Below are 18,808 nucleotides of genomic sequence, written 5' to 3'. Positions count from 1 at the left end.
TGCCTCCTAATTTTTCGTGCCGGGGCGAACCGTACCGAGGTTCAACAGACCATCGGTGTCCGCCGGCACCGTGAATTCGAAGCTCCGGTCGATTGTACCATTGGGACCGTAGGTTTCCACCAGGTAGCGCCGCCCCGGCAGCAGGTTGGTGATCGCGAAGCGCCCGATCGAATTGGTGAAGAAGGGAATCGGCTTCGGCGTCTCGGTCGACTGCACATCGAGCAAGGTGACACGGCCGCCGATCAGCGACACGGGCTTGTCCGGCGCCAGAATCAATGTCCCCATCGCGCTGGCGAACGCATCGGTGCCGATGCGCGCCGCATAGCCGCTCTTGTACGGCGGATGGACGCGGAACACGCCCGGCCCGGTATCGTAGCCCGTCGGCGGATCCTCGACGTCATATTGTACCGACTGGGTGGCGTAGGAGCCGAGGAAGTTGTTGACCGCCGCCCCCAGCGCGCCGCTCTTGCTGATATAATTATTCTCGGCCAGCGACTGGCCGGCGACGACGCTGCGCTTGCCGAGGTTCTTGTGCGGCGAGAGGAGCATGAAGCTGTCGTTGATCCGCCGCCCGATGCCGAAGCCGCCGTCGGCAAAGGCCAGCGAAGTGCCGACCCGCACCGTCGTGACGTTAAGGTCGGCCACGTCCGACAAGCTGGGTCCGAATGTCGCGTGGCTGATCGACGCATCGAAGCGATTGGCCGAATAGGTCGCATAGCCCAGCGCGCGCGCGCTGTTGTCATCGCGCGTGACGACCCCGCCAAAGCCGACGCTGTTGAGCTGGTTGAGGCCGCTCTGGTTGTAGGAAAGCTCGCCGAGATTGTCGCGGCTCTCGTACCGTGCCTCGGCGCGGCGGCGATAGTCGGGCTGGAACACGATGCCGATGTTGAAGCTGACCCCGTTGCCGCGCGAGAAGGCCGACGGGAATTTGGCGTAATCGACCCCAGCGCGGAGAGTCCAGCGCCGGTCGAGGCGATAAAAGCCCGTCGCGCCGACGCGATAGCTATCGCCGACGTCGCCGCGCCCCTTGAGATAGGAGGCCGATGCCGTCGCGGTCAGGCGCATGGAAAGCTGCCGTGAATATTGTCCCGTCACCGTCGCCGAAGTGGTGTTGATCCCGTCGATATTGCCCAGGTTGGCGAAGCGGGGCGACAGATAATCGGCGCGCAGCGTGAAGCTGTCGGACAGTCCTTCGCGATCGATGAAATGTTCATAGCTGACGCCGCCGGCGAAGCCCGTACCGGCGGTCTTCGAATTGCTGCCGCCGGCATCGAGCAACAGGCGGCCGCCGTTGGGAAGGACGAACTGGGTCTGCCCGGTCAGCGTCTGGACGTCTTTGCTCGCCTGAAGGCCGACGCCGATCGCGGGGCGGTTGAAAAAGGCCTTGCGGAAGAATCCGGAGAAGGCGACGGTGCCGCGATAATCGGGCGCACCGCCGAAGGTCCGGCTGGTCGGACCGAAAAAGGCGCCATATTCATAATCGCCGGGATCGAGGTCGATCGGGTCGAGATATTGCTGATACGACAGGTTCTGAACCGCGCCGCTGTTGTCGGTAACCTGAATATCGACGTCGTTGCTGCCGGCGATCAGCGGCAGCGAGCTGAAATCGTAACGGCCGGGCTGCAGCCGGACCTCGCGATAGAGCGACCCGTTGCGCATGAAACGGACAGTCGATTCGCGTTGCAGGATGAGCTGGCGATTGGCCTGAAGGATCGCCGAGCGGAAACTGTTGAAACGGCGGCGCTGGCGCAGCACGCCGATGCCGCCCATTTCAACGAAGGATTGCTGGCCGCGAATTTCGGGATCGAGATCGCCGAGATACCAGCGCCGGAAATCCTCCGGCTCGTCGTAAACGAGGCGCGCATAGTTGCGCGTGAATTTGTAACTGTCCCCGGTCACGCCGAACTGTTGCCCCAGCTGCGCGTCGCCCTCGAAAACGAACCGGCCGAGCCGCACGGCCCCGTCGAAGTTGATCGTCGGCGGATCGGCCTGGTCGCCCTCCCACAAATAGCTCTGGATCGCGCTGAGGTTCAGGAAGGCCGAAAACCCCGCGGGCTGCAACGTCACATCGTTCGCGTCCTCGCGCGGGGGCGCGAAAATATCCTTGATGGCGCGCTGCTCGGCCGACACCTCGACCACGACCACCGCGAGCGTGCTGGGGTCATATGTCAGCTGGACCCCGGTCTTGCCGAGATCGTCGGGACCGAAATTGGGCAGCGACATGAGGTGCGACGACAGTTCCGCATGCGCCTCTTCGTTCAGCACCGGCTGCATCAAGCGCAGAAAGGTCGCCGATTCGAGCAGGAAGCGGTCGTCGGCGGTGAGCAGCATCGGGATATCGCCCAGGCTGCTGCTCTGAAATGTCAGCGGCACCGTCATTTCGATGTCGCGGTCGTAAGGATTGATGTCCGGACGACCATGAGCCCCGATCGGAAGCTGCGGCATCACAGGAGTCGGTGTGGGGATCGGCGGGATCGGCGTGCCCGGCAACGGAATGGTCGTTGGTGCGCCGGGGTCTTGTGCGGGCGGCGAAGACCGCGGACCCTGCGGCAACGGAATCGACACCTGCGCAGCGGCCGTGCCCGCGCACAGCGCGGACAGCGCAACCGAGCACAGGGCGAATCCGGCTTTCACTGTTTGAACGAGAGCTTGATCGGACCGGGGCCAAAGCCGGGAACCGGCACGCGGAAGACGCGCTCACCCTGAGCGGGCACATAACCGGTACCGACCGCCTGATTGAGTTCCTCGGGCGAGATATCGACGCGCAGCCATTTGCCATCGGTGCCCGTGCCTTCGAGCTGCCAGCCGAAATTCGACATCATCGCGTGACGGCGGCCTTCGTTGCGCAGGGTGATTTCTACCCCGTCCTGCATCGGCGGCAATTCCTTCGATCCAGGAGGCGCGGGCGGCTGATACATGGCCTGCTTGACCGTGGTCGCCTTCACGTCGGGTTTTGCCCCGGGGGGCGCCACGACCACCAGCGCGCGCATGTTGTAGAGCACTTGCACCTGTGCCCCGATCGCGTCGGCGGCGCCGGGTTCGAAGGCGACCGGCAATTGCTCGACCGAAACATAATAGGCCTGCGATGCCGCCAGTTCGGCGCCGCCCACCCATTGCAGGCGGACGACCTGGCGACCGCCGGCCGGCAGCACGCCCTGCGGCGGAAAAATGAGGAAATCCTGGTCGGCAGGCGTTTCGACGATATTCCCGTCCTTGTCGATTTCCATTCGGAAAACGCGCGTCTGGAACGCGAGATTGCCGGGATTGATGTTCTGGACCTCGATCCGCGCCACGGCGTTGCTGCCGCGCGATTCCATTTCGACGACCATCGGCGACACGCGCATCGCCAGCGCCGGGGTGACAATCAATGCCAGTGCGGCAAACGCAGCAAGCAGCGCGCGCGCATGACGCTTCATCGTCGCCAAAGCGGTCATGATCCCCATCCCCCTGTCCCGATCCGCGGACATAATCGCATTAAACCATAAAGAAAGGGGAAAGATCGCTCTTTCCCCTTTCCCCATTCAGCTACGCTTAGAGAGCGCGAAGCGTCAGCGTGGTCGTGCCGGTGTAGTCACCAGCGACCAGGCCCTTGTTCGTCACGGCCGGAGCAACAATGTCGATGTCCATGCGCGAACGCCATGCGCCCTGCTGCTTCTGACCGGCGTTGCCGGTGGTCGGAACGTTGAGCGACTGCGGCGTACCGGTGGTCTGCGCGTTCAGCGCAACGCCGGTCCACGAAGCGGTCACTGCGTACGGGATGTTCGCCTGGAACTCGTCGGTGTCATAACCGCCCGGGTTCAGGTTCACGAGGCCGCGGATGTCGTTCTTGTTGATTTCGACGACATTGTTGGTGTTGCAACCAGCAGTCAGCGTGTCGATATTGGCTTCTGCATCGCCGACCATTTCGAACGCCGAGTTGACGTTTTCATTGTCGCCGGTGCGGACGCCGATGACGCCGAAGTCGATGTTGCGGGCGTTCGAGTTGTTACCGGCGTAGAAGGAGCAGTCGCGGTTGACGGTACCGCTCAGCGTGAACACGACGTTGACGGTCGGGGTCGCGTCTTCGCTGTCGCCCGGAACGTCGGTCTGTGCGCGGTAGCGCGTGCCAACGCCGGCCAGAAGACCCAGCTCAAGGCCGAGCGTTTCCAGGCCATTGGGGTTGGTCGACGTGTACGGGATACCAAAAACCGTACCGGCATAATGACGCTCGTTCGTCTGGGCGACGGCCGGCGTCGCGATAAGCGCGATGGCGGCGATGGTGCCGCTAAGGATCTTCTTCATAATCTTCTTCCCTCTATTATACCGCCCCGGCGCATTTGCCGATTGCGGCCTAATACCTGCACCGGTTTGGTCGGAGACCGGGAGAGCAGCGGTGCCTGCCCTTCCGGCTACCGTCCGCGGTCGCCCGCGGACGAATTCGCTAAATCGGAGAGACGGTGATCGTGATCGTCTCCGAATATTCGCCGGCGAGCAGCCCGGCTTCGCCCGAAGGCTCGCCCAGTTCGACCGCCAGACGCATGCCGTCGGTGGCGATGCCGCCATTGCTGGAAATGATGCCGCCGGCCAAAAGCTGGCGGCTGTTGAAGGACCGGCTCACCACCTGCCGCGACGGGTATCGCACCGGCATTTCGACGGCCAGATTATAGGGGAGAACGCCGCTGTACGGGCCCTGCCCGTTCGGCATCATTGTGTGGGTCAACCCGCCGCGAGCGCCCTTGATCGTCATCGTGAACGGGACATTGCAATCGAACGCGACGCGCGTTTCGATGCCCAGGCCGCGGCGTTCCAGATTGCCGAAATCCATGTCGCCGATGCTTCCCATCGCGCAATGCTGGCGAATGGCGCCGCTGACCGCGATGTCGAGCGATTTGACGTTCCGGATTTCCTCGGCGCTCGCTGGCGCAGCAACAGCCGCCGCGGCGAGCGCAAAGAGCATGAACCTCATGACTCAACCCCCCAAAAAACCAAACGGTTTCCGGCTCCGCTTCGCGGATGACCTTTGGGCATCCCCCGACGCCCGGGGAGTCGCGACCCGACTCACCCCCCTCCGTTAAGAAAAACTTACTACAGAGATTAAGTTCGGTTCACACCCTCAAAATGGCGATGATTTGAAAATCTCCGGCGCCAATGCCTTTCAACTTCCAAGAGAAAGGACGGATTCCGGGGCATTACAGGGGTTAATCGCTCCCATGCGCCGGCGACGCCGAGAACGACAGCGTCCGGAATCGAGACAATGCGCCGGAAAAACTTAACTCGATTATTAAATACAGGTTAAGTTTTTGCAGCTCAACGAGGCAAAAATCGGCGAAAATCCGCGGCAACGCGGTGCTTGACCGGTCGCAATCGGCGCACGGTTCGGCTCGCCCTCACGGGATCGACCTTGCCGATTCCCGTCTCCCGGGCGCATGGCCCGCCGGGTGGCCCGCGCCTTTAACCTCTCCACAACCGATTGTCCGGCATAGGGCTGAGCCATGCCCATTCACGCGATGATCGAACAGGAAGAGCCCGCCGACGGAGCGCGCGGCGCCCCGCGCATGCACATGCGATTGGAAACCTCGGGGTCGCTCGGCGACCACCAGGGCACCATGGTCGTGATCCACAATCTGTCGGCCACCGGCATGCTGATCGAAACGGCTTCCGATCTCGACATCGGCCAGCGGATCACGGTGAGCTTGCCCGAAGCGCCCGGCTGCACGGCGACCATCGTGTGGCGCAGCGAGGCGCTCGCGGGCTGCCGTTTCGACCGGCCGCTCTCGCGCGCCGCGCTCAGCGCCGCGCAGTTGCGCAACCCCCTCCCGCGGGATGTCGATCCCGCCGACGCCGAAGCCGACGGCGAAATGCTGGCCGACCGGCTGCGCCGGTTGCGGCAGGAGCGCGGCCTCAGCCGCGCCGAACTGTCGAACCGGACGGGTTTCAGCAAGCCGAGCATCTGGGCGTGGGAAAGCGGCAAGACGATGCCGCGGCGCAGCAACCTGATCGCGCTGGCCGACGTCTTTGGCATATCCGAACGCGAGCTTCTTGCCGGCGAGTCCAGCGGCGCCTCAACCGATGCGTCAACGACGGCAAGGCGGCTTCAAGCGCTGATCGAGACGAGCCGTGAAGGCATCGCCATGCTGGCCGGCGTGGAACCCGACCGGGTCCGGATCACGATCGAATATTAAGGTCGCGCGGGCAACAGCAGGCTCGCATCGCCATAGCTGTAGAAGCGATATTCCTTCCCGATCGCATGGGCATAGGCCGCCTGCATCGTCTCCAGTCCCATCAGCGCGCTGACCAGCATGAACAGGGTCGAGCGCGGCAAGTGGAAATTGGTCATCAACCCGTCGATCGCCTTGAAGCGGTAGCCCGGGGTGATGAAGATCGCGGTATCGCCAGCGAAGGGCGCGATCGTGCCGTCATCGGCCGCGGCGCTTTCGAGCAGGCGCAGGCTGGTCGTCCCGACCGCGATCACCCGCCCGCCCTTCGCACGCACCGCGTTGAGCCGCGCGGCCGTCTCGGGCTCGATCCGCCCCCATTCGGCGTGCATGACATGATCGTCGGTGTCGTCGGCCTTGACCGGCAGGAAGGTGCCCGCGCCGACGTGGAGCGTCAGCGTCTCGGTTCCGATCCCCGCCGCCGCCAGCGCATCGAGCAGTTCGGGCGTGAAGTGCAGTGCCGCGGTGGGCGCCGCGACCGCGCCGTCGCGCCGCGCGAATATCGTCTGATAATCGCTGCGGTCGTCCGCGTCGGTCGCGCGCTTGCCCGCGATATAGGGCGGCAGCGGCATCGTGCCCGCGCGCTCGAGCAGCAGTTCGACCGGCTCGTCGCCAGCGAAGGCGAGGATGAAGCTGCCATCGGCCAGCCGCTCCTCGGCGACCGCTTCGACCCCCGATCCGAAATCGACCGTCTCGCCGACGCGCAGCCGCTTCGCATTGCGCACGAACGCCTGCCAGCGGCGAAGGTCGACGCGCTTGTGCAGCGTGGCGCTGATCTTCGCATCCCCGCGCTGCCCTTCGAGTTGTGCAGGAATGACGCGCGTGTCGTTGAAGACGAGGCAATCGCCGGGGCGCAACCACGACGACAAATCGCGCACGCCGGCATCGATCATCTCGCCGCCATCGACTACCAGCATCCGCGCCGCATCGCGCGGGCGCGCGGGGCGCAGCGCGATGCGCTCGTTGGGGAGGTCGAAATCGAAGGCGTCGACGCGCATGACGGTTCGCGCGCCTCCCCGGGATTACTGGCTGATCGGCGCGTTGAGCTCGTCGACCGTCACGGTGGGCACCACCGCCGGCGCGGGCACCGTCTCGGTCAGCATCGAGGCCGGCGGCATCGGCTTGTTGTCGGCGGCGACCGACACCTGGACCATGCGCGACATCACGGCCGGCGGCTCGCCCTTATGGATCGCATCGACATATTGCATCCCCGACACGACGCGGCCGAACACCGTATAGCGGCGGTCGAGCGAGAAGCGCGGCTGGAACATGATGAAGAACTGGCTGTTCGCGCTGTCTTCGCTCTGCGCGCGCGCCATCGACAGCGTGCCGCGCAGATGCGGGGTCGGATTGAATTCGGCCTTGAGGTCGGGGAGCTGCGAGCCGCCCTGCCCGGTCGCGGTCGGATCCCCCGTCTGCGCCATGAAGCCGTCGATCACGCGATGGAACTTGATCCCGTCATAGAAACCCGCGCGCGCGAGCTGCTTGACGCGCTCGACATGGTTCGGCGCGACGTTGGGATAGAGCTGGACGACCACGCGCCCGCCCGTCGAAAGGTCGAGGTTGAGCATATATTCGGGGACGCCCATATATTGCTCGGGCGGCATCGCGGGAGCCGCGGGCGCTTCGGCCGCCGGGGCTCCGTCCTCCGCCGCATCACCTGCGGGCGGCGTTTCGACGGGCGCGGGCGGCAGCGTTTCGACCGGCGGCGCAGGCTGGCTCGTCTCGGGATTCGGCGACGGTGCGGGCGGCGCTTCCTGCGCCACGGCCGCCGTCGCAAGACCGAGCGCCATCGCCGTGAGAATCATGGGGCGGAAGGAAAATTTCATGCTGGATCGGCCCTTGTGTAACATTCCGGAACTGCGCCCCGTCCGGCGCGCCCTAACCCGAAAAAGCTGAACGCTCAATGGATGGTGTCACGCCTCGCCCTGGCGAAGGCCGCGTTCGGCGATGCGCGTCGTCACCGCATCGCGAACCGCTGGCGTCACGAATTTATGGATGTCGCCGCCGAAGATCGCGATTTCCTTGACCAGCCGCGACGCGATCGGCTGCAGGCCGACGTCGGCCATCAGGAACACCGTCTCAATCCTGTCGTTGAGCTGCTGGTTCATCCCCGCCATCTGATATTCATATTCGAAGTCGGCGACCGCGCGCAGCCCGCGGACGATGACGGTGGCCCCTTCGCGCTCCGCAAAATCCATCAGCAGCGAGTTGAATCCGACGACACGAATGTCGCCCTCGATCGACGCGACCTCGGCCTTCACCATCGCGATGCGTTCGTCGTCGTCGAACATCGGCGATTTGGTGATGTTGGTCGTCACCCCGATCACCAGCCGGTCGACGAGCTTCGCGCCGCGCCGGATGATGTCCATATGGCCGAGCGTGATCGGATCGAACGTCCCCGGATAAACCCCCACCCGCATCAACGGTCCCTTTCCACGACATAGCGCGCGATCGCGCGCAGCAGCGCCGCCTCTTCGCCGAAGCCGGCCAGATGCTGGGTCGCCTGTTCGACGAGCAATCCCGCCTGTTCGCGCGCGCGCTCGATCCCCATCAGGGTGACGAAAGTCGCCTTGCCCGCCGCTTCATCCTTGTGCAGCGCCTTGCCCGCCAGCGCCTCGTCGCCCTCGACGTCCAATATGTCGTCGGCGATCTGGAAAGCCAGCCCGATGTCGCGCGCATAGCCGCGCAGCGGCCGGCGTCCCTCGGCTGGGATGCGCGCGAGGATCGCCCCCGCCTCGACCGAGAAGGCGATCAGCGCGCCGGTCTTCAGCTGCTGGAGCCGCGTCACCGTCGGCAGGTCGAAATTAGAGGTCTCGGCGGCGAGGTCCATCATCTGCCCGCCCGCCATGCCCGCGGGGCCGGCGGCGCGCGCAAGTTCGCAGCACAACTCGCCGCGCACGAAGGGGTCGGCGCTCGTCGCCGGGTCGCACAGCCATTCGAAAGCGAGAGCATGAAGCGAATCGCCCGCGAGCACCGCGGTCGCCTCGTCGAACGCCTTGTGAACCGTCGGCTTGCCGCGGCGCATGTCGTCATCGTCCATGCACGGCAGATCATCGTGGATCAGCGAATAGACGTGCATCGCCTCGACCGCCGCGCCGACACGCAAGCTGAGCGCGCGATCGACATGAAAAAGATCGCCCGCCGCGCGGACGAGCAGCGGGCGAAGTCTTTTGCCGCCGGCGATCGCGGCGTGGCGCATCGCTTCATAAAGCGGCCCGCGCGGATCGGCGGGCACGGCGAGCAGCTGGTCGAACAGCCGGTCGATCCCGGCCACCACCTCGGCCTGGGTCGACAGCAGCAATTGCGTGCTCCGCGAAAGCTGGTCGTCGGCGAGCGCCACCTGGATCAGCTTTCGCCGAAGGACGTGGTTCCCGCGGGCCGGCCGTCGGCGCCCAGGCTGACCTGCTCGATCCGCGCCTGCGCCGCCGCCAGCCGCGCTTCGCAATGACCGCGGAGCGCATGGCCGCGCTCGTAAAGCGTCACCGATTCCTCGAGGCTGACGTCGCCGCTTTCGAGCCGCCGCACGATCGTTTCGAGCTCGCCCATCGCGGCTTCGAACGACAGCGAGGCGATGTCCGCGGCGGCAGCGGGGTCGGGGGTATCCGTCATCGCCCTGCTTTGGCCCCTTCGCCCCCTCGCGGTCAAGCTTGACGTGGTGATTTTGCCCTATAGCGTCGTGCCATGTTCATCGGCCATTTCGCTCCGGCGCTGATCGCCGCGACCCGTCCGAAGGCGGCCGGGCTCGGAACGCTGTTCGTCGCGGCGCAGCTGGTCGACATCGGTTTCGCCGCGCTGCTCGTCCCCGGCGTAGAGGCGATGCGGATCGCTCCCGGCATCACCGCGATGAACCCGATGGACCTCCATCACATGCCCTATACGCACAGCCTGCTCGGCGCGGCGCTCTGGGCTGTCGCGTTCGGCCTGCTGGTCCAGCTCGTCACGAAGCGGCGCGAGGCCGCGATCGGCGCCGCGCTGGTCGTCGTCTCGCATTGGTTCATCGATCTTCTCGTCCATATCCCCGACCTGACGCTCTATGGCGCGCCGCCGAAGCTGGGGCTCGGCCTCTGGAACCATCCGATGATCGCGATGCCGCTGGAAATACTGCTGATCGGAGGCGCCTTCCTCTATTATCTGCGCCGCACGGAGGCGCCCGCGGGCAACCGCCGGCTCTGGATTCTCGCCGCCCTGCTCGCCTTGGCGCAGGCGATCGACTGGTTCGGTCCGAAAGAGCCCGCCTATTCGCTCGCAATCCCCGCGACGATGCTCTTCGCCTATGCGCTGCTCGCCGGAACCGCGGCGTGGGCGGGCGCGAACCGGCGGCGCGCGGCCCGCTGACCGCTTCGTCCCGGCGCAATCGCGTTTCTGTTTTTTGCAATTGCCGGCGCGCGCGACGCCGGCCATGCTGCACCGCACAAGAAGAGAGGGGCTCGAAGGCAAGTTTTGTTCAACGACAAGGACTTGCACCATTAAAGAATATATTCTCCCCGCCCTCGGCCTGCTCGCGCTGGCGCCCGCCGTCGCGTTCGCCAAGGACGAACCGGTCAAGCGTTTCGAGCATGAAGGCGCGACCTACAGCTATACGGTCAAGCAGGTGGGCGACACCCGCGTGATCAGCGGCGTCGAGGAACGCACCGGCAAGCCGTTCACGCTCCGCGTCGGCAGCCACCGCGTGCGCGGCACCGTCGGCTCGCAGCAGGTGAGCTTCACCCTCCGCGACGTCGAACCGCTCAAGAGCGAGACGGCCACCCTCGCCTCGCGCTGACCCTCTCTCCGACCGCAGACCCCATGATGTTTTCGCATCATGGGGTCTGTTCGTTTGGCGCTCCTCCCGCTAAAGGCGCGCCATGACTCAGCAAGCGCCCGCCATCACCCCCGAAATCGTCGCCGAACACGGCCTTTCGCCCGAGGAATATGATCGCGTCCTGAACGCCATCGGGCGCGAGCCGAACCTCGTCGAACTCGGCATCTTCTCGGTCATGTGGTCCGAACATTGCAGCTACAAGAGCTCGCGCATCCACCTCAAGAAATTGCCCACCGAAGCGCCGTGGGTGATCTGCGGTCCCGGCGAAAATGCCGGCGTCATCGACATCGGCGAAGGCGAAGGCGGCAAGAAACTCGCCGCGATCTTCAAGATGGAGAGCCACAACCACCCGTCCTACATCGAACCCTATCAGGGCGCGGCGACCGGGGTCGGCGGCATATTGCGCGACGTCTTCACCATGGGCGCGCGTCCGGTCGCGAACCTCAACGCGCTGCGCTTCGGCCGCCCCGACCATCCGAAGATGAAGCATCTCATCTCGGGCGTCGTCCACGGCATCGGTGGTTACGGCAATTGCGTCGGCGTTCCGACCGTCGGCGGCGAGGTCAATTTCCACAAGGCCTATGACGGCAACATCCTCGTCAACGCGATGACCGTCGGCGTCGCCGAGCAGGACAAGATCTTCTATTCGGCCGCGAGCGGCGTCGGCAATCCGATCGTCTATGTCGGATCGAAAACGGGCCGCGACGGCATCCACGGCGCGACGATGGCGTCGGCGGACTTCGGCGAGGATGCCGAGGAAAAGCGCCCGACGGTGCAGGTCGGCGACCCTTTCACCGAGAAATTGCTGATCGAGGCGTGCCTCGAGCTGATGGCCTCGGACGCGATCGTCGCGATCCAGGACATGGGCGCCGCGGGCCTCACCTCGTCGTCGGTCGAGATGGCGTCGAAGGGCGGCGTCGGCCTCCACCTCAGGATGGACGATGTGCCGCAGCGCGAAACCGGCATGACGGCCTATGAGATGATGCTGTCCGAATCGCAGGAACGCATGCTGATGGTCCTGAAACCCGGCAAGGAGGATTTCGCGAAAGCGATCTTCGAGAAATGGGAGCTCGACTTCGCGGTCATCGGCACCGTCACCGATACGGGGCGCATGGTGCTCGAGCATAAGGGCGAGATCGTCTGCGACATCCCGCTCGCGCCGCTCGCCGACGACGCGCCGCTCTACGACCGGCCGCATGTCCCGACGCCCAAGCAGCCCGATCTTGCGAACGTCCCCGAGACGAAGGATGTTGCGGCCGACCTCAAGGCGCTGATGGGCACCCCCGACATCGCCAGCCGCCGCTGGATCTGGGAACAATATGACAGCCAGGTCGGCGCCGACACGGTGCAGACCGGCGGCGACGCCGCGCTCGTTCGCATCCACGGCACCAACCGCGCGCTCGCGATGTCGACCGACTGTACGCCGCGCTATTGCTATGCCGACCCGGTCGAGGGCGGCAAGCAGGCGGTCGCCGAGACCTGGCGCAACATCACCGCGGTCGGCGCGACGCCGCTCGCGATAACCAACTGCCTCAACTTCGCCAATCCGCAGCGGCCCGAGATCATGGGCCAGATCACCGGCTGCCTCGACGGCATGGGCCAGGCGTGCCGCGCGCTCGACTATCCGATCGTCTCGGGCAACGTCAGCCTCTATAACGAGTCCAAGGCGACCGGCGGCGGCAGCGCGATCCTGCCGACCCCCGCGATCGGCGGCGTCGGCGTGATCGACGACCTCGCCAAAGCCGTCGGCATCGGCTTCAAGCGCACCGGCGACATCGTCCTCGCAGTCGGCGAGCGCATGGGCCATCTCGGCCAGTCAATGTGGCTGCGCGAAATCCTCGGCCGCGAGGAAGGCCCGCCGCCGCCCGTCGACCTGAAAGCCGAAAAGCGCACCGGCGACTTCATCCGCGCCGCGATCAACGCGGGCTGGATCACCGCCTGCCACGACGTCTCCGACGGCGGCGTCGCGGTTGCGCTCGCCGAAATGGCCTTGAAGTCGAACATCGGCGTGCTGGTCAGCGAAGAACAGCCCTTCGGCGTCGCCGAGAGCTTCTTCGGCGAGGATCAGGGTCTCTACCTCGTCACCGTCTGCGACACCTGCCTCGCCGATTTCCTCGACGCCGCAGGCCGCGCCGACGTGCCGGTCGACCCGCTCGGCCGCACGATCAAGGACCGCATCGTCTTCGAGCTGCCCGAAAGCGACCATCAGGTGACACTCGCGGAACTCCGCGAAGCGCACGAGGGCTTCTTCCCGAACCTGATGGGGGCCGACGCGGCGCTTGCCTGATGTGTTTGCGAGAAATGACTCGCACAAAGGCACGAAGGCACAAAGGGGGTGCGCAATGGAACCCTCGTGCCCGGTTGATGCGCGTTCATTCTTGATGGAATCGTCATCCCGGCGAAGGCCGGGATCTCGCCGGTGCGTCAAGCCGAGGCGATGAGATCCCGGCCTTCGCCGGGATGACGATCAACGATGATCAGGATTCGACGCGCATGACGACGGTCCGGTTTCGCACCCCCTTTGTGCCTTCGTGCCTTTGTGCGAGATAAGGAAACAGGCACAGCGGTTCGCAGGAGAAAACCGAGTCATGACCATCCATGTCGGCATCGGCGGCTGGACCTATGAACCGTGGCGCGGCACCTTCTACCCGCCGAAGCATCCGCAGAAACGCGAGCTCGAATATGCGGGCGAGCATCTGACCGGAATCGAGATCAACGGCACCTATTATGGCAGCCAGAAGCCCGAAAGCTTCGCCAATTGGGCGGCGTCGGTCCCCGACGGCTTCAAGTTCAGCGTCAAGGCATCGCGCTTCACGACCAATCGCAAGGTGCTGAAGGACGGCGCCGCGTCGGTGGAGAAATTCCTCACGCAAGGCCTGACGCGGCTCGGCGACCGGCTCGGCCCGATCCACTGGCAGTTCATGGCGACGAAGCGATTCGACCGCGATGATTTCGCGGGCTTCCTTGATCTGCTTCCCGACACGCAGGACGGCCTGCCGCTGCGCCACGCGATCGAGGTGCGCCACGAAAGCTTCCGCGACCCCGCTTTCACCGACCTGCTGCGCGAGCGGAACATGGCGGCCGTCTATGCCGACAGCGACGAATTTCCGTGCATCGACGAACAGACCGCCGACTTCACCTACGCGCGGCTCCAGCGGTCGCGGGAGGATGTCGAAACCGGTTATGACGACAAGGCGCTCGACCATTGGGCCAAGCGCGCCAAGGAATGGGCGAAGGGCGGCCGCGACGTCTACATCTTCTTCATCGCGGGCGCGAAGGTCCGCAACCCGGCTGCGGCACAGGCGCTGATCGCGAAACTAGGCAAATAAATCCTCCCTGTCGCGTAGCGATGGGGAGGTGGCAGCGGCATCGCCGCTGACGGAGGTATAACGCGGCCCCTCCACCATCCGCTACGCGGACGGTCCCCCTCCCCACGCCTACGGCGCAGGGAGGATCTTATATCAAGCCGCCGCCGCCTGCGCAGCGAGGAAGTTGTACGGATCGATCCCGCGGCTGCGGTAAGCGCGATGCGCTTCCTTATAGAGCGTCGGCTCGCCGATCCCCAGCCGGGCGCGCGCGGCTTCGAGCGGTTCGGCGAGCAGCGAGCGGATGTCCTGCTCGATGATCGGCTTCGCCGCCTTGCCGTGGCGCTGGCCCTGGCGGATCGCGCCGAACACGGGGGCGTCGCTCCTGATGCTGCGCTTCACCTCGTAGCCGCCGGCATAGGCGATGAAGAAATTGCCGTAATTGCCCGTCTGCCCATAGGTGAAGCCAAGCACGCACTGCTCGCCGAGCGCGTCGCGGCCATAGCCGGTCAGAATGTGGAACAGGTCGTGCGTGTCGCGCAGCCGGTTCGAATACCATTGCACCTGATCGTCATATTGCGGGCGGCCCATCTTCTCGCTTTCGGCGACGAGACCCGCGGCCGACAGCCCCTCGCGGCGCATGAAACTGACATAGGCGTGGCCGACGCTGCCCTCGGGCAGTTCGTCGATCCAGCCATGATCGTCGAGCAGATCGGGCAGATAGGGCTCGCGCTCCATCAGCTTGCGGCCGAAATCGCTTGTCACAAAGGCGCGCGCATCGTCCATGAACCCCTTGCGCGGCAGATTCTCGAAGATGTGGAAGACCTGCTCGGTATCTTCCTTGTCCTTGATAAGCTTGCGGAAGTGCTGGAACGCCTTGAACGGGCGGAACTTCTGCGGCTGACGGTCGGGGTGGGAGAAGATGGTGGGGGTCATGGCGGTTCTCGCTCGAATCATCTGATCGTGCCGAAATAGCATTACTGACATATATGTCAATAGCGGCCCGCCGGCCGGCGCGCAATAATCGCTCGACGCTCCGCGGCGCGCGCGATACCCCTCGTCTTCGGCCGAAGGGGAATGCGGCATGGACGGTCAGGCGGCGGCAACGCGTTACGAAAGCCTCGATGCGATTCGCGGGGTCGCGGTGATGGGCATATTGGCGATGAACATCGTCGCCTTCGCCTTGCCCTTTCAGGCCTATGCCAACCCCGCGGCGGGGGGGCCGCCGGGCAGCGCCGACGTTGCGACCTGGTTCTTCAATTTCGTCCTTGTCGATTCGAAGATGCGCGGACTTTTCTCGATGCTGTTCGGCGCGAGCACCTTGCTCGTCATCGACAGCGCCGCGTCGGCGGGGCGCAGCGCCGCGGGAGCGCATTATTCGCGCATGGTCTGGCTGGCGCTGTTCGGCCTCGCGCATTTCTACCTGATCTGGTTCGGCGACATCCTCTTTCTCTATGCGATCTGCGGGCTGCTGCTCTTCCTCTTCCGCAACCTGTCGGTGAAGGCGCTGCTGCTCTGGTCGATCCCCTTCTTCCTGATCGGCATCGGCCTGCCCGCCAGCCTGTGGTCGATGCTGTCGATGGCGCAGGCAGGCACCTTGCCGCCCGAGGCGGCCACGGGAATGCAGGAGGCGCTCGCGCAGATGAACGCCGACATGGGTCCGTCGACGCCGGCCTATGCGAAGGAAATGGCGCTCTATCTCGGCAGCTATTCCAGCATTGTCGCGCACCGCACGGGCGAAATGGGCGGCGATCCGATCTTCTTCCTCAGCATGTTCCTGTGGGAAACGATCGGCCTGATGCTGATCGGCATGGCGCTGTTCAAATCGCGCATGCTCACCGGTGAGTGGGAGGCCGCGCGCTACCGCAAATGGGCGCTGATCTGCTTCCTGATCGCGGCGCCCCCGCTGGCGGGCCTTGCCGTCTACCAGATGCGAACGGGTTATGACGCGGTGGCGATCTTCGGCTCGACGATCGCGCTATCGATCCCGTTCGACACGCTGATGACCGTCGGCTGGGCGGCGCTGATCATGCTGCTGATCCAGACCCGGGCGAGCGCTGCCGTGCGCGCGCGCCTCGCCGCGGCGGGACGCATGGCCTTCACCAACTATCTCGTCACCTCGATCGTCATGACGACGATCTTCTACGGCTATGGGCTGGGCCTGTTCGGCAGCGTCGGCCGTCTGCCGCTCTATCTCTTCTGCTTCGGCATGTGGGCCGCGATGCTGCTGTGGTCGAAGCCCTGGCTCGAACGCTATCATTACGGACCGCTCGAATGGCTGTGGCGCAGCCTGTCGCGCTGGCGGGTTCAGCCGATGAAGAAGGTCGCGGCCGCTCAGTAACTCGCGGCGCGGCCGAAGCCCGCCGGGCGGCGCTGGACGAGCGGATTGGCTTCGCGCTCGAGCGCGGCGAGCGTTTCCTCGAACAACCGGCGCAGTTCGACAACGCGCGGCAGATATTCGTCGGGGCTGGTCTGGCTTTCGACGCAGGCCCTCGCGAACATCTCGATATCCTCGGCCAGCGCACCCAGTTTCTCGCCGCCGAACTGGCGCGCTTCGCTCTTCAGCGTATGCGCAGGCATCACGAGGCCGCGGGCGTCGCGCGCGCGCATCGCCTCTTCGATCGCGGCGACCGATTTGGTGCCGTCCTCACGAAAATAGCCGAGAATCCGCACGAAAGCGGCCCCCAATTGGGTGCGCGTCGCGCGAAATTCTTCCCAATCGACCAGGATTTCGTCCAATGTTCCGTCCCTTGGTGTTCATATTCGGCCGGTGGTCCCGGCCTGTCCATGCCCAACTTCGGTAAAAAAGACGTTACGGTGACAGCTGCGCCGCGACGCCAACCGCCCCGTTTCGGGTCAGCGGCGGACGCGCCAGCGCCCCTCGCCGGGCGCGGCCGCGTCGCCCTCGACCGTCCAGCCATGCTCAGCCGCCAAGGCCGCGACTTCGCGCTCCGCCTGCGGATCGTCGGCGATCAGCAGCACCTCGCGCGCCTCGCGCATCGCGCGGGCGAGGCGCAGCGCGGGCCAGGGGCAGCGCATCCCGCGCGCGTCGACCGCCACCGGCGACGCGTCACTCGTCATAGGGATTGCGCGAATTGCGGAAGTTGAGCCGCACCGGCACGCCCTGGAACCCCAGTTCCTTGCGCATGCCGTTGACCAGATAGCGTTCATAGCTTCCCGGCAGCGCGTCGGTGCGCGAGCCGAACACGACGAAGGTCGGCGGCCGAGTGCGTGCCTGCGTGATATAGCGCAGCTTGATCCGCTTGCCGCCGGGCGCCGGCGGCGGGTTCGCGGCGACCGCGCCCTCGAACCAGCGGTTGAGCCGTGCGGTCGATACCCGGTTCGTCCAGATTTCGCGCTGCTCGAACGCGACGCGCACCAGCGTGTCGATGCCCTTGCCCGTTGCGCCCGAGATGCTGAGCACCGGGACGCCCTTGACCTGGCTCAGCCCGTCGTCGAGCGCGGTGCGCACGCCGTTGAACAGCGCCGACGGATCCTCGGCGATGTCCCATTTGTTGAGCGCGACGATCAGCGCGCGGCCTTCCTGGAGCACCCGGTCGGCGATGCGCAGATCCTGCGCCTCGAGGCCTTTCGTGGCGTCGAGCAGCAGCACGACGACCTCGGCGAAATCGACCGCGTGCAGGGCATCGGCGACCGACAATTTCTCCAGCTTGTCGATGACTTTCGCGCGCTTGCGCATCCCCGCCGTGTCGAACAGCTGGATCTCGTGGACCTCGCCGTCCTTTTCCCACTGCCAGTCGACGCGGATCGAATCGCGGGTGATCCCCGCCTCGGGCCCGGTGATCAGCCGGTCCTCGCCGATCATCCGGTTGATCAGCGTCGACTTGCCCGCGTTCGGACGCCCGACGATCGCGAGCTTCATCGGCCCGAGCGGCGCATCCTCATCTTCTTCGTCCGCCGCATCGGCCTCGGCGTCCATGAAAGGCTCGACGATCGGGCGCAGCGCGTCGAACAGCTCGACCTGCCCCTCGCCATGCTCGGCGCTCAATGCAAGGACGGTATCGAAACCGAGCGACCAGGCCTCCATCAGCCCCGCTTCGCCTTGCTTCCCCTCGGCCTTGTTCGCGCAGAGGATGATCGGCGTGTCCTCGCTGCGCAGCCAGCGCGCGATTTCCTCGTCGAGCGGCGTGACGCCCGCGCGCGCGTCGATGAGGAACAGCGCCGCGTCGGCCTCGCGCACCGCCTTTTCGGTCTGCACCCGCATCCGCCCGGGCAGCGTCGCCGCGTCCTGATCCTCGAACCCCGCGGTATCGACGATGCGAAATTCCAGGCCCAGCAGCTTGCCAATGGCCCACACCATTTGCGCGGCCTCCAGGCCCAGCAGCTTGCCGTCGCCCTCGCGCCGGTCGCGCGTCACACCCGGCTGGTCATCGACGAGCGCGAGGCGCTTGCCGACGAGCCGGTTGAACAGCGTCGATTTGCCCACATTGGGGCGGCCGACAATGGCAATCGTCGCGTGTCGCGACATCAGTTCATTCCCTGTG

19 protein-coding genes are annotated in these 18,808 nt (G+C 65.4%); 6 read left to right on the top strand and 13 right to left on the bottom strand.

The features are described 5' to 3' along the window. Positions 1–6: 6 nt before the first annotated feature. From QZL87_RS02540 to QZL87_RS02525, 4 genes are all read right to left on the bottom strand, one after another. Positions 7–2,445, bottom strand: coding sequence for a hypothetical protein (locus QZL87_RS02540; protein WP_295323372.1), 2,439 nt, complete (start codon positions 2,443–2,445; stop codon positions 7–9). Positions 2,446–2,630: 185 nt separating this feature from the next. Beyond that, on the bottom strand, positions 2,631–3,434 hold the full coding sequence (locus QZL87_RS02535; RefSeq protein WP_295323369.1) for a fimbria/pilus periplasmic chaperone: 804 nt from the start codon (positions 3,432–3,434) through the stop codon (positions 2,631–2,633). A gap of 97 nt (positions 3,435–3,531) precedes the next feature. Next, positions 3,532–4,281, bottom strand: a complete 750-nt coding sequence (locus QZL87_RS02530) for a hypothetical protein (RefSeq protein WP_295323367.1) — start codon at positions 4,279–4,281, stop codon at positions 3,532–3,534. A gap of 139 nt (positions 4,282–4,420) precedes the next feature. After that, positions 4,421–4,945, bottom strand: a complete 525-nt coding sequence (locus tag QZL87_RS02525) for a hypothetical protein (protein ID WP_295323364.1) — start codon at positions 4,943–4,945, stop codon at positions 4,421–4,423. 526 nt (positions 4,946–5,471) lie between these two features. On the opposite strand from QZL87_RS02525, the gene QZL87_RS02520 reads away from it, so the two are divergent. Then, on the top strand, positions 5,472–6,161 hold the full coding sequence (locus tag QZL87_RS02520) for a helix-turn-helix domain-containing protein (protein ID WP_295323362.1): 690 nt from the start codon (positions 5,472–5,474) through the stop codon (positions 6,159–6,161). Here the strand turns inward: QZL87_RS02520 and queA are convergent. From queA to QZL87_RS02495, 5 genes are all read right to left on the bottom strand, one after another. Further along, positions 6,158–7,192: a tRNA preQ1(34) S-adenosylmethionine ribosyltransferase-isomerase QueA gene (gene queA / locus QZL87_RS02515; protein WP_295323359.1), complete on the bottom strand. Its 1,035-nt coding sequence runs from the start codon at positions 7,190–7,192 to the stop codon at positions 6,158–6,160. The two genes, QZL87_RS02520 and queA, sit on opposite strands and share 4 nt — an antisense overlap. Before the next feature lie 24 nt (positions 7,193–7,216). Then, complete coding sequence (locus tag QZL87_RS02510) at positions 7,217–8,023, bottom strand: peptidylprolyl isomerase (RefSeq protein WP_295323356.1); 807 nt, start codon at positions 8,021–8,023, stop codon at positions 7,217–7,219. 87 nt (positions 8,024–8,110) lie between these two features. Next, a complete protein-coding gene (gene coaD, locus QZL87_RS02505; RefSeq protein WP_295323353.1) occupies positions 8,111–8,617 on the bottom strand; it encodes a pantetheine-phosphate adenylyltransferase in 507 nt (168 codons plus the stop codon). Beyond that, positions 8,617–9,537 (bottom strand): polyprenyl synthetase family protein, encoded by a 921-nt coding sequence (locus tag QZL87_RS02500; protein ID WP_295323352.1) that lies wholly within the window; start codon positions 9,535–9,537, stop codon positions 8,617–8,619. The genes coaD and QZL87_RS02500 overlap by 1 nt, the downstream gene beginning before the upstream one ends. A gap of 5 nt (positions 9,538–9,542) precedes the next feature. Next, complete coding sequence (locus QZL87_RS02495) at positions 9,543–9,806, bottom strand: exodeoxyribonuclease VII small subunit (RefSeq protein ID WP_295323350.1); 264 nt, start codon at positions 9,804–9,806, stop codon at positions 9,543–9,545. Positions 9,807–9,878: 72 nt separating this feature from the next. Between QZL87_RS02495 and QZL87_RS02490 the strand changes: the two genes are divergently transcribed. The 4 genes from QZL87_RS02490 to QZL87_RS02475 all read left to right on the top strand — a co-directional run bounded on the left by QZL87_RS02490 (position 9,879) and on the right by QZL87_RS02475 (position 14,327). Then, a complete protein-coding gene (locus QZL87_RS02490; RefSeq protein WP_295323347.1) occupies positions 9,879–10,532 on the top strand; it encodes a hypothetical protein in 654 nt (217 codons plus the stop codon). Between the two features lie 64 nt (positions 10,533–10,596). Beyond that, entirely contained in the window at positions 10,597–10,959 is a 363-nt protein-coding gene (locus QZL87_RS02485) for a hypothetical protein (protein ID WP_295323344.1), read from the top strand. An 82-nt stretch (positions 10,960–11,041) separates the two neighbouring features. Continuing rightward, a complete protein-coding gene (purL, locus tag QZL87_RS02480; protein ID WP_295323342.1) occupies positions 11,042–13,285 on the top strand; it encodes a phosphoribosylformylglycinamidine synthase subunit PurL in 2,244 nt (747 codons plus the stop codon). A gap of 301 nt (positions 13,286–13,586) precedes the next feature. Further along, positions 13,587–14,327, top strand: coding sequence for a DUF72 domain-containing protein (locus QZL87_RS02475; RefSeq protein ID WP_295323340.1), 741 nt, complete (start codon positions 13,587–13,589; stop codon positions 14,325–14,327). Positions 14,328–14,459: 132 nt separating this feature from the next. Here the strand turns inward: QZL87_RS02475 and QZL87_RS02470 are convergent, their stop codons facing one another. Next, a complete protein-coding gene (locus QZL87_RS02470; RefSeq protein ID WP_295323337.1) occupies positions 14,460–15,239 on the bottom strand; it encodes a Coq4 family protein in 780 nt (259 codons plus the stop codon). Positions 15,240–15,387: 148 nt separating this feature from the next. Here QZL87_RS02470 and QZL87_RS02465 point away from each other — a divergent pair, with 148 nt between their 5' ends. Next, the gene (locus tag QZL87_RS02465; RefSeq protein WP_295323335.1) at positions 15,388–16,644 is read left to right on the top strand and encodes a DUF418 domain-containing protein; all 1,257 of its coding nucleotides are present in this window, start codon (positions 15,388–15,390) and stop codon (positions 16,642–16,644) included. Here QZL87_RS02465 and QZL87_RS02460 read toward each other — a convergent pair. The 3 genes from QZL87_RS02460 to der all read right to left on the bottom strand — a co-directional run bounded on the left by QZL87_RS02460 (position 16,638) and on the right by der (position 18,792). Continuing rightward, positions 16,638–17,042: an Hpt domain-containing protein gene (locus tag QZL87_RS02460; protein ID WP_295323332.1), complete on the bottom strand. Its 405-nt coding sequence runs from the start codon at positions 17,040–17,042 to the stop codon at positions 16,638–16,640. The two genes, QZL87_RS02465 and QZL87_RS02460, sit on opposite strands and share 7 nt — an antisense overlap. A 117-nt stretch (positions 17,043–17,159) precedes the next feature. Next, a complete protein-coding gene (locus QZL87_RS02455; RefSeq protein WP_295323330.1) occupies positions 17,160–17,384 on the bottom strand; it encodes a sulfurtransferase TusA family protein in 225 nt (74 codons plus the stop codon). Then, complete coding sequence (gene der, locus QZL87_RS02450) at positions 17,374–18,792, bottom strand: ribosome biogenesis GTPase Der (protein WP_295323327.1); 1,419 nt, start codon at positions 18,790–18,792, stop codon at positions 17,374–17,376. Before der ends, QZL87_RS02455 begins: the two co-directional genes overlap by 11 nt. Between the last annotated feature and the right edge of the window lie 16 nt (positions 18,793–18,808).

The sequence above is a fragment of the uncultured Sphingopyxis sp. genome (genome assembly GCF_900078365.1).
Taxonomy (GTDB): domain Bacteria; phylum Pseudomonadota; class Alphaproteobacteria; order Sphingomonadales; family Sphingomonadaceae; genus Sphingopyxis.
This window is presented reverse-complemented; position numbering and strand designations above follow the sequence as displayed.